This window comes from Streptomyces aureocirculatus, from assembly GCF_000720475.1.
Classification (GTDB): domain Bacteria; phylum Actinomycetota; class Actinomycetes; order Streptomycetales; family Streptomycetaceae; genus Streptomyces; species Streptomyces aureocirculatus.
Map to the genome: position 1 here is coordinate 16,459 of NZ_JOAP01000068.1, position 10,821 is coordinate 27,279.

General features: G+C 70.6%; 9 protein-coding genes. 7 read left to right on the forward strand and 2 right to left on the reverse strand.

Annotated features, from left to right (window positions below):
* Positions 1-63 precede the first annotated feature (63 nt).
* Positions 64-2,436, reverse strand: coding sequence for a glycogen debranching protein GlgX (gene glgX, locus IG78_RS0137515; protein ID WP_030572978.1), 2,373 nt, complete (start codon positions 2,434-2,436; stop codon positions 64-66).
* A gap of 155 nt (positions 2,437-2,591) precedes the next feature.
* Between glgX and IG78_RS0137520 the strand changes: the two genes are divergently transcribed.
* From IG78_RS0137520 to IG78_RS0137550, 7 genes are all read left to right on the forward strand, one after another.
* Positions 2,592-3,839, forward strand: coding sequence for a L,D-transpeptidase (locus IG78_RS0137520; RefSeq protein ID WP_030572980.1), 1,248 nt, complete (start codon positions 2,592-2,594; stop codon positions 3,837-3,839).
* A gap of 209 nt (positions 3,840-4,048) precedes the next feature.
* Positions 4,049-5,296 (forward strand): L,D-transpeptidase, encoded by a 1,248-nt coding sequence (locus tag IG78_RS0137525; protein WP_030572985.1) that lies wholly within the window; start codon positions 4,049-4,051, stop codon positions 5,294-5,296.
* Positions 5,297-5,453: 157 nt separating this feature from the next.
* Positions 5,454-6,224: an enoyl-CoA hydratase/isomerase family protein gene (locus IG78_RS0137530; protein WP_030572988.1), complete on the forward strand. Its 771-nt coding sequence runs from the start codon at positions 5,454-5,456 to the stop codon at positions 6,222-6,224.
* A 263-nt stretch (positions 6,225-6,487) separates the two neighbouring features.
* Complete coding sequence (locus IG78_RS0137535) at positions 6,488-6,991, forward strand: ATP-binding protein (RefSeq protein WP_030572989.1); 504 nt, start codon at positions 6,488-6,490, stop codon at positions 6,989-6,991.
* Positions 6,992-7,424: 433 nt separating this feature from the next.
* Entirely contained in the window at positions 7,425-8,240 is an 816-nt protein-coding gene (locus IG78_RS0137540; RefSeq protein ID WP_051853364.1) for a polysaccharide deacetylase family protein, read from the forward strand.
* A complete protein-coding gene (locus tag IG78_RS0137545; RefSeq protein ID WP_051853366.1) occupies positions 8,240-9,451 on the forward strand; it encodes a YncE family protein in 1,212 nt (403 codons plus the stop codon). The genes IG78_RS0137540 and IG78_RS0137545 overlap by 1 nt, the downstream gene beginning before the upstream one ends.
* A gap of 102 nt (positions 9,452-9,553) precedes the next feature.
* Positions 9,554-9,766 carry an EF-hand domain-containing protein gene (locus tag IG78_RS0137550; protein ID WP_030572995.1) on the forward strand — a complete coding sequence of 71 codons (213 nt, stop codon included), beginning with the start codon at positions 9,554-9,556 and terminating at the stop codon, positions 9,764-9,766.
* A 287-nt stretch (positions 9,767-10,053) separates the two neighbouring features.
* Here the strand turns inward: IG78_RS0137550 and IG78_RS0137555 are convergent, their stop codons facing one another.
* Complete coding sequence (locus IG78_RS0137555; protein ID WP_030572997.1) at positions 10,054-10,605, reverse strand: glycoside hydrolase family 25 protein; 552 nt, start codon at positions 10,603-10,605, stop codon at positions 10,054-10,056.
* Between the last annotated feature and the right edge of the window lie 216 nt (positions 10,606-10,821).

Sequence of the window (10,821 nt, forward strand, 5' to 3'; positions counted from 1 at the left end):
CAATACTTGGTACGGACCTGAATAAACGTCAAAAGGAGCCGACGGGCTCCCGGCGCGGACACCTCACGCACCGCACTCCCCGGGCACCGCCCGCAGCAGCAGCACCGACCGCGGGGCCAGGTTCACCGCCGCCCCCGCGGCGAGCAGTGTCTCCGGCGCCCGGGCCTGCTCCTCCAGACAGGTGTCGACGAGCACTTCGTAGGCCGCGGCCCACGGCGGTCCCGGCAGCACGAAGTCCAGCGGGCGGCCCGCGGCGTGCAGCACGGCGAGGAAGCTGTCGTCCGTCACCGGCGCCCCGCGCGCGTCCCGCCCCGGGATGTCACGGCCGGACAGATACATGCCGAGCGTGGCCGCGGGCGCGTACCAGTCGGCCTCCGTCATCTCCGTGCCCCGCGCCGTGAACCACGCCAGGTCCCGCAGTCCGTCCGCGGAGTGCGCACGGCCGGAGAAGAAGGCACGGCGCCGCAGCACCGGATGCCGGTGCCGCAGCGCGATGAGCCGGGACGTCAGATCAAGGAGTGTCCGCCACTCCGGCTCGTCGCGCAGCCCCCAGTCCACCCAGCCGACCTCGTTGTCCTGGCAGTAGGCGTTGTTGCTGCCGCGCTGCGTGCGGCCCATCTCGTCGCCCGCGACGAGCATCGGCACGCCGGTGGAGAGCAGCAGTGTGGTCAGCAGGTTCCGCAACTGCCGCCGCCGCAGCGCGAGCACTTCCACGTCGGCCGTCTCGCCCTCGGCGCCGCAGTTCCAGGACCGGTTGTCGTCCGAGCCGTCCCTGTTGCCCTCGCCGTTGGCCTCGTTGTGCTTGCGCTCGTACGAGACCAGGTCACGCAGGGTGAAGCCGTCGTGGGCCGTCACGAAGTTCACCGACGCGTACGGGCGGCGCCCGCCCCACGCGTACAGGTCGCTCGACCCGGACAGGCGGTAGCCGAGGTCCCGCACGTCGGGCAGCGCGCCCCGCCAGAAGTCCCGCACCGCGCCCCGGTACCGGTCGTTCCACTCCGTCCACAGCGGCGGGAACGCCCCCACCTGGTAGCCGCCGGAGCCCACGTCCCACGGCTCGGCTATCAGCTTCACCCGGCGCAGGACCGGGTCCTGCGCGATGACCGCGAGGAACGGCGAGAGCATGTCGACGTCGTGGAAGGAGCGCGCGAGCGCCGCGGCCAGGTCGAAGCGGAAGCCGTCCACGCCCATCTCCGACACCCAGTACCGCAGCGAGTCGGTGATCAGGCGGAGCACCTGCGGCTGCACGACGTGCAGGGTGTTGCCGCAGCCCGTGTAGTCGGCGTAGCGGCGGGCGTCGTCCTGGAGGCGGTAGTAGCCGCGGTTGTCGATGCCCTTCAGGGACAGCATCGGCCCCAGCTCGCCCGCCTCGGCCGTGTGGTTGTAGACCACGTCCAGGATCACCTCGATACCGGCCTCGTGCAGCGCCCGCACCATCCGCCGGAACTCCCCGACCTGCTGGCCGCGGGTGCCGGAGGCCGCGTACGCCGCGTGCGGGGCGAAGTAGCCGATCGAGTTGTAGCCCCAGTAGTTCCTGAGGCCCCGCCGCAGCAGATGGTCCTCGTGCGCGAACTGGTGCACGGGAAGCAGTTCGACGGCCGTCACGCCGAGCCGCACCAGATGCTCCACGGCCGCCGGGTGCGCGAGCCCGGCGTAGGTGCCGCGCAGCTCATCGGGGACCCCGGGATGCAGCTTGGTGAAGCCGCGTACGTGCACTTCGTAGATGACCGAGTCCGCCCACGGAGTCTTCGGGCGCCGGTCGTCGCACCACTCGTCGTCCGGCGCGTCGTCGTGCACCACGACACCCTTGGGCACGTACGGGGCCGAGTCGCGGTCGTCGCGCACGGTGTCGGCGACGTGCTGCTGCGGCCAGTCCCGCACATGGCCGTACACCTCCGGCGGCAGCACGCCGTAGTCGTTGCCCGTGCCCGCGTCGACCGCGCGGGCGTACGGGTCGAGCAGCAGCTTGGCCGGATTGAAACGGGCGCCGGTCCACGGGTCCCAGCGGCCGTGCACCCGGAAGCCGTACCGCTGCCCCGGCAGCACGCCCGGCACGAAGCCGTGCCAGATCTCGTGGGTGAGCTCGGTCAGCGGGCAGCGGGTCTCGACCGTCGCGCCACCGGGACGGCCCCCGTTCCCCTGGGGGTGACCGTCGCCCGCGTCGTCGTCGGCGTCGTCGAACAGACACAGCTCGACGGCCTCCGCACCCCCCGCCCACAGCGCGAAGTTGGTGCCCGCCACACCCTCGGGCCCCACCCGGAACCGGGCACCGAGCGGTGTCGGCGCCCCCGGCCACACCGTCCGCGCGGGGGCCTGCCGATGGCGTGCGCCGCGCCCCCCGTTGCTCGCTCCCGCCGTGGCAGGGCCGCCGTCCGGCCGGTCGCGGCCAAGGGCACGCGCTCCTTGCACTGCCTTGTGCTCGGCTGCGCTCGACACCGTTCAGCCTCCCGCGGCTCGGGCCGGTGGACGCGCGGGAAGAGGGCGCGCGGCGTCCCGGCCGCGGCTGCCCGCACGGCGTCCTTCTGTCTGTTCTGCCCACCCGGTGCGTCGCACTCACGTTTCCCCGGGCGGGCACGGTCGTTGGGACCCACGTGAGACAGGCAACGAGGCGCGCTCGGCGCGCAGGGGCCGCGCTGGCCGCAGCGGTGGCATGGGCAGGACTGGCGCTCGGGGCCGCGGGGTGCACCGGCACGGAGTTCGACGGGCTCCTCGGCAAGCCGCCGAGGCCCGCCGACGCCATCCGCGTCACGCCGGGCGACGGCGACAAGAACGTGCGCGCGCACGAGCGCCTGGAGGTGCGGGTGCCCGCCGGACGCCTGGAGTCGGTGCGGGTGGTGCGGTCCCAGGACGCGCGGGAGACGGAGGTGCCCGGGCGCATCGGTGAGGACGGCACGACCTGGCGCCCGGTGGTCCGCGGGCCGCTGGCGCTCGCCGCGAAGTACACCGTGGACGCGGTCGCGCTCGACGGCCACGGGCGGCGCACGGCACGGCACACGACGTTCACCACGTTCGTCCCCGATGAGCGCTTCATCGCCTACGTCGCGCCGGAGAACCGCGCCACGGTCGGCACCGGAATGATCGTCTCACTGGAGTTCAACCGTGAGGTCGCCGACAGGAAGGCCGTCCAGCGCGCCGTGCGCGTCACCGCGAAGCCGGGCGTCGAGATCCGCCCGCACTGGTTCGGCTCCACCCGTCTTGACTTCCGCCCCGAGAAGTACTGGAAGCCGGGCACCGAGGTCACCGTCGACCTCGGCCTGCGGGACGTACGGGCCGCGCCCGGCGTCTACGGCCTCCAGGACAAGACGTTCTCCTTCACCATCGGCCGCAGCCAGGTCAGCCTGGTCGACGCCGCCGAGCACACCATGCAGGTGCGCCGCGACGGCAAGCTGATCTCGACCGTACCGATCACCGCGGGCGCCCCGAAGACCCCCACGTACAACGGCAAGATGGTCGTCACCGAGATGCTGGAAGTGACCCGCATGAACAGCCGCACCGTCGGCTTCGGCGGCGAGTACGACATCCCCGACGTGCCGCACGCGATGCGCCTCACCACCTCGGGCACCTTCCTGCACGGCAACTACTGGGCGCCGGACGCCCCCGGCAAGACCAACGTCAGCCACGGCTGCGTGGGACTGCGCGACGTGAAGGGCGGCAGCCAAAAGACACCGGCGGGCTGGTTCTTCGACCGCTCCCTGGTCGGCGACGTCGTCGAGGTCGTCCGCAGCAAGGACAAGAAAGTCGCTCCCGACAACGGCCTCAGCGGCTGGAACATGGCCTGGGAGGAGTGGAAGACGGGAAAGCAGGCCGCAAAGAAAGCGGCTAAAGCCGTAGAAAGGTAAAAGGGCGACAAGAAGCCCCGCGCGAACCGCCCCTGAAGGCCACGGGCCCGCACCATGAACACAGTTGGAACGGAACGGTGACATTGGCGGGGAGTCATCGCTCCGGGCCCTGTGGTTATCTGGCGCAGTGCGCGAGTCGGCTCATTCTCGACCACCGCGCCGGAGCACTGGAGTGCGGGCCTCATCGGGCCGTGCGAGGGGAGAAAATCTTGAACGGGCGACCGATATCGGGGGCGTCGGCCCACGCGCGAAAGCGCGGGCGGCGGCGGGGCGCCAGGACACTGTTCGCGGCCGCGTCCGGGGCGACGCTGCTGCTCGTGACCGCGTGCGGCGGTGGCGGATCCGACGGCGACAGCGATGGCGGCAAGGGCAAGGCGGACGCCGACAAGCCCTCACAGGCCGTCGTCACGATAGCCCCCAAGGACGGCTCCAAGGCCGTGGCGACCAGTGGCGCGTTGAAGATATCCGCCGCCGACGGCAAGCTCACCGAGGTGACGGTGAAGGGCCCGAAGGGCAGGACCGTACCCGGAAAGATCACTTCCGGTGGCGCGAAATGGATGCCCGCGAAGCACCTCGCCTCCGGTACGGAGTACAAGGTCCACGCGATCGCCAAGGATTCCGAAGGGCGCACCGCCGCCAAGGACTCGACGTTCACCACGCTCGTGCCCGAGAACACCTTCACCGGCCAGTTCACGCCGGAGGACGGCACGAAGGTCGGCGTCGGAATGCCGTTCTCCGTGCGCTTCACCCGCGGCATCACCGCCCCGCGAGCCGTGGAGAAGGCGATCCGCATCACGACCGATCCTTCCGTGCCCGTCGAGGGCCACTGGTTCGGCAACGACCGCCTGGACTTCCGCCCGGAGAAGTACTGGAAGCCCGGCACCAAGGTCACCGTGAAGCTCGACCTCGACGGCGTCGAGGGCCGTCCCGGCGTCTACGGCGAGCAGGCCAGGACCATCAGCTTCGAGATCGGCCGCAGCCAGGTCTCCACCGTCGACGTCAAGACCAAGAAGATGACCGTCGTACGCGACGGCAAGGTCCTGAAGAAAATCCCGGTCACCACCGGCAAGCCCGGCTACGAGACGTGGAACGGCCAGATGGTCATCAGTGAGCGTCTTGAGGTGACCCGGATGAACGGCGAGACCGTGGGCTACGGCGGCGAGTACGACATCAAGGACGTGCCGCACGCCCAGCGCCTCTCCACGTCCGGCACGTTCATCCACGGCAACTACTGGGGCGGCGGCGCGTTCGGCAACTACAACGCCTCGCACGGCTGCATCGGCCTCCAGGACGTCCGCGGCGGCTACGACAAGAAGGTGCCGTCCGCCTGGTTCTTCGACCGCTCGATGGTCGGCGACGTCGTCGTGGTGAAGAACTCCAACGACAGGACCATCGCCCCGGACAACGGCTACAGCGGCTGGAACATGTCCTGGGAGAAGTGGAAGGCCAAGGCCTAGGGTCGGCACGGCAGACCCTGGCTGCCGGGCCCGCACGGCAGGTCCCGGCGGTCGGGTCCGCACGGCAGGTCCCGGCAGGCGGCTTCAGGAACGGCCCGGCGCACTGTGACGCAGTGCACCGGGTCGTTCTGCGTGAACGCCCGCTAACGTGCCCCGCATGACAACTGTGCATCTCGAAGTAGTCGACGGCGTCGGCACGGTCCGCCTCGACCGCCCGCCCATGAACGCCCTGGACATCGAGCTCCAGGACCGCCTCAAGGACCTCGCCGCCGAGGTGAGTGACCGCGACGACGTACGCGCCGTCGTGCTCTGGGGCGGCGAGAAGGTGTTCGCGGCCGGGGCGGACATCAAGGAGATGCAGGCCATGGACCACACGGCGATGATCGTGCGGTCGCGGGCGCTGCAGGACTCCTTCACGGCCGTCGCCCGCATCCCCAAGCCGGTCGTGGCCGCCGTCACCGGCTACGCGCTCGGCGGCGGCTGCGAACTGGCGCTGTGCGCCGACTTCCGCATCGCCGCCGACAACGCCAAGCTCGGCCAGCCCGAGATCCTGCTCGGCCTGATCCCGGGAGCGGGCGGCACCCAGCGCCTGCCGCGCCTGGTGGGCCCCGCCAAGGCCAAGGACCTCATCTTCACCGGCCGGCAGGTCAAGGCCGACGAGGCGCTCACCATCGGCCTCGTGGACCGGGTGGTGCCCGCCGCCGAGGTGTACGAGCAGGCGCACGCCTGGGCCGCACGCCTCGCCAAGGGCCCGGCGCTCGCGCTGCGGGCCGCCAAGGAGGCGGTGGACGCGGGCCTGGAGGCGGACATCGACACCGGACTCGCGGTCGAACGCACGTGGTTCGCAGGTCTGTTCGCCACCGAGGACCGTGAGCGGGGCATGCGCAGCTTCGTGGAGGACGGCCCCGGTAAGGCGAAGTTCCGCTGATTTCAAGTCAGTTGAGAGGCAGTCAGCCAAAGTGTCCCTCGAAGGGGCGGTTTACGGCAACCTTAAGAGAACCTTAAGGCGACCGGGTTTCAACCGCTCCGTGATCATCTGTGAGCGTGAGGTCATCGCAGGTGAAGGCGGGTGTGACCAGGCCTGAACTGCCGTAGGCATATGCCTGCACAGCCCCCCGGAATGGTAGCTTCCGGGGGGCTTATTCCGTCGGAACGGCCCCGCCGCGGTCGCGGTGCGGCCATCATGGGGGCATGGCGGGGCAGGAGGGTGTCGAACAGCCGCGGAAGCGCACGGGTGTGACCGTGGCGCGCTGGTCTCCGGCGGTGGAGGACGAACACGCCCTGAAGGCCCTGGAGTTGTTCGGCAACCCCACCGACGCCGAAGTGCCGCTGCCCTCGCGCCCCGAATCCGCCGCCATCGCCCGCCGGCTCGCGCAGGTGGTCGTCCTGCGCCACTGGGGCCTCTCGCCCAAGATCACCGAGGATGTCGTGCTCCTGGTGTCCGAACTCGTCGGCAACGCCGTGCGGCACACCGGGGCCCGGGTGTTCGGCCTCAGGACGCTGCGGCGGCGCGGCTGGATCCGGGTCGAGGTGCGCGATCCCTCGCGCGGGCTGCCCTGTCTGATGCCCGTCCATGAGCTCGACGTCAGCGGCCGCGGCCTCTTCCTCGTCGACAAGCTCGCGGACCGCTGGGGCGTGGACCTGCTGCCCCGGGGCAAGACGACCTGGTTCGAGATGCGGATCCACGACCGCTGACGCCCGCCGCCGCCGGGCTGCCGGTGCTGGCTGTGTGCATTTGCCTGTGTGCATTTGCCTGTGTGTACGCGAAAGCCCCCGGGGCCGTGGGTGCGGCGCTGTCGGGGGCCTTCGGGCGGGGCCGTGAACGAAATGGGGTGTGGTCCACGGCCGCAAAGACGACCGAGCCCGGGTCAATGGGGGTCGCTGCGTCGACTATGGCAGACAGGGACCGCTGATCCAAAAACCCTAACTCGGGCATTTCTGGACAGAAGCGTACAGTTTAGAGGTGAATCCTTGGTGAGATAGAGCACTAGCCTTCTAAACGATGGCTGAACAGCGACTACGTGACGCGATAGGAAAGGTGTGGGCACCCTTACTTGGTCCAGTCCAGCCGACCCGTAAACGCCTCCGAACCGGTCAATCAGCAGCTTTCTGAGTAAACCGCCATTAAATGGTCCGCGTGACTGAGCGCACCGACGGCACCGACGGCACCCACGGCACCGACCGCCGAGCGGCCCTGCGGACGGCGGCCGCCCTCGCCGCCGTCGCGGGCGCGGCGGCCGCGGGCTGCACCCCGAAGGCGGCCTCCCGCCCCGCCGCCGCCCGCGAACCCACCGGCACCCCCGCCACCCGCGGCCCCGCCCCGGGACCCCGCGGCTTCCCCGGCCTGCCCGTACAGATCTCCCACAGCCCCCGCGGCCGCCCCGAGATCGCGCTCACCTTCCACGGCCAGGGCGACCCCGGCACCGCGCGCGCCGTGCTCGCCGAGGCCGAACGCGCGGGCGCCCGGGTCACCGTCCTCGCCGTCGGCAGTTGGCTCGACGCCCACCCGCGCCTGGCCCGCCGGGTCCTCGACGGCGGCCACGACCTCGGTAACCACACCCTGAACCACCGCGACATCAACGCGCTGCCCGAGGCGGCGGCGTACGCGGAGATCACCGGCTGCGCGGACCGGCTCCGCCGGCTCACCGGGGGCATCGGCAACTGGTTCCGGCCCTCGCGGGCCCGCCGGGCGAGCCCGCTCGTCGCCCGCCTCGCGCGCCGTGCCGGCTATCCGCACGTCCTGTCGTACGACGTCGACTCCCTTGACTTCACCTCGCCCGGCGCCCCGGCCGTCGCCCGCACCGTCGCCGCCGGGGCCCGCCCCGGCTCCGTGGTGAGCCTGCACTTCGGGTACGCGGACACGGTCGCCGCGCTGCCCGCCGTCCTCGATGACCTTCACCGCCGCGGCCTGCGCGCCGTCACGACCACGGAGCTGCTGACCTGATGTCCACCCGCACCCGCACCCGTCCCGGTACGTCTCTGAGCGGCCGGACCGCCGCGCTTCTCGCCGCCGGGGCCGCCGTCGCCGCCCTGCTCGCCGGCTGCGGCACCGAGCAGGGCGACCGGCAGAACAAGGCCCCCGCCACCAAGGTCCCGCCGGAGCCCGCACGGCCGAAGCCGGTCAAGGGCCTGCCCGGCATGCCGCCCGTACTCGACCCCAAGGACGTCTACGCCGCCGACCGGCCGAACAAGCTCTCACCGGTGGTCAAGGACTTCCCCTCCCGCGTCTACGTCCCCAACACCAACTCCAACACGGTGTCGGTGATCGACCCCAAGACGTACGAAGTGATCGACACGATCAAGGTCGGCGTCCAGCCCCAGCACGTCGTGCCCTCCTGGGACATGAAGACGCTGTGGGTCAACAACAACCGCGGCCACACCCTCACACCCATCGACCCCAAGACCGGCAAGGCGGGCAAGCCCGTCGAGGTGCACGACCCGTACAACCTCTACTTCACGCCCAACGGGAAGTACGCGGTCGTGATGGCCTCGCTCGACCGCGAGCTCGTCTTCCGTGACCCGCACACGATGAAGCGCGTCAAGACCGAACCGGTGAGCTGCTACGGCGTCAACCACGCCGACTTCTCCCGCGACGGCAGGTACTTCATCGTCTCCTGCGAGTTCTCCGGCGAACTCCTCAAGGTCGACACCGAGAAGATGAAGGTCGTCGGCCAGCAGAAGCTGCCCTTCAAGGGCGCCATGCCGCAGGACGTGAAGATCTCCCCGGACGGCAAGCGGTTCTACGTCGCCGACATGATGGCCGACGGCATGTGGGTCCTGGACGGCGACACCTTCGGCAAGCCGAAGCTGCTGCCCACCGGCAAGGGCTGCCACGGCCTGTACGTCGGCCGGGACTCACGCGAGATGTACGTCTCCAACCGCGGCGAGGGCACGGTGTCGGTCTTCGACTTCACCAGGAACAAGGTGACCAAGAAGTGGCACCTGCCCGACGGCGGCAGCCCCGACATGGGCGGCGTCTCCGCGGACGGCAAGATCCTCTGGCTGTCGGGGCGCTACGACTCCGAGGTGTACGCGATCGACACCCGCACCGGCGTCCAGCTCGCCCGCGTCCCCGTCGGGGGCGGCCCCCACGGCCTGGCGGTCTACCCCCAGCCGGGCCGCTACTCCCTCGGCCACACGGGCATCTTCCGCTGACGCCACCGATCCGCAGGCCAGGGCCGTACTCGCTGCGGCCGGCTCACGGGGCGGCCGTTACCCTGACCCCCGTCAGTACTGCACAACGAAGGGGCGGACCCGGTGGCGGACATAGATGAGGCACGCAAGACGTTCGATCGGTTCGACGCGGACGGCGACGGATTCATCACGGCTGCGGAGTACAAGACGGCCATGGCGCAGATGGGGGACTGGAACGTCACCGAGTCGGTCGCCGAGGCCATCATCAAGTCCAAGGACGCGGACGGCGACAAGCTGCTCTCCTTCGACGAGTTCTGGGCGAGCCTGAACAAGTAGCGCCCGCGCGCGGCCCGGCACGACCGGCCCACGCGAGACGAAGGGGCCGCCCCCGGCACCGGGGGCGGCCCCTTCGCGCGTCGTCATCGGGGCCACGCAGCCCGCGCCACGCAGCCCGCGCCACGCAGCCCGCGCCACGCAGCCCGCGCCACGCAGCCCGCGCCCCGCGGTCCGCACGCTCCACCGCCCGCCGTGCCGCTCCACCCGCCCCGGGCGGTCGAAGCACGCGCTGACCGGGTCCGTGTCCACATCCGGGACGCGGGAAGCGATGACCGTGCTCCGGAGGGCTACGGCGTGGCCCAGTCCCGCATCGCGTCCTCGCTCGCGAACTGTGCCACGTTCTTGTCCAGCGGCGTCGACGTGTACTGGTGGATGCGCCACTTCGCCTGGATACGGGGCTTGCCCGCCGATACGTAGTCGGCGATCCAGAGGCCGTCGCCCGCATAGGACGTGGTGTCCTTATTGAGCCAGAAGTCGCGATTGCAGTACAACATCACCCTATGGCTGGGGCGCAGCCGCTTCACCTCTCTGATGAAGCGGTCCTTCTCGCTGTTGCTCGCCGCCGTGTGGTCGCCCGTCCATTCCCAGTCGACGGCCAGGATGTCGCCCTTCTTCTCCGGGGCCTTGGCGACGAAGTACTCGGCCTGGGCGGTGATGTTGCCGGGCCACAGGAAGTGGTAGTAGCCGACGACGCAGCCGCCGTCGCGGGCGAGCTTGGTCTGGGCGGTGAGGCGGGGGTTGACGTACGAGCGGCCCTCCGTCGCCTTTATGAAGACGAAGGAGAGCCCGTCGGTGTCGAACGTCGACTGGTAGGAGCTGACGTCGATGCCACGCAGCATGGATGGCCTCCAGGGGTGGGGGGAGTGACCGGGCGCCGTGGTGGGGGTGGCCGGAGCCGGCGCGCGGTGGGTGAACGGTGAAAGGTTGACGGGTTGATTCCCCGGGAGTGCGCGGTTCCACCCTCGTACTGGCGTCCATGCTGCTGAGGAGAGCCGCGGAGGGGGCCATCCGGGTGGTGGGGGCCGGGTCAAACGCCGGGGGGTGGGGTGGGGGGG

Coding starts and splice junctions, on each gene's coding strand:
- IG78_RS0137540 (WP_051853364.1), top strand. CDS start 7,425: ATGGTCCGCGTGACTGAGCGCACCGACGGCACCGACGGCACCCACGGC.
- IG78_RS0137545 (WP_051853366.1), top strand. CDS start 8,240: ATGTCCACCCGCACCCGCACCCGTCCCGGTACGTCTCTGAGCGGCCGG.
- IG78_RS0137535 (WP_030572989.1), top strand. CDS start 6,488: ATGGCGGGGCAGGAGGGTGTCGAACAGCCGCGGAAGCGCACGGGTGTG.
- IG78_RS0137555 (WP_030572997.1), bottom strand. CDS start 10,605: ATGCTGCGTGGCATCGACGTCAGCTCCTACCAGTCGACGTTCGACACC.
- IG78_RS0137530 (WP_030572988.1), top strand. CDS start 5,454: ATGACAACTGTGCATCTCGAAGTAGTCGACGGCGTCGGCACGGTCCGC.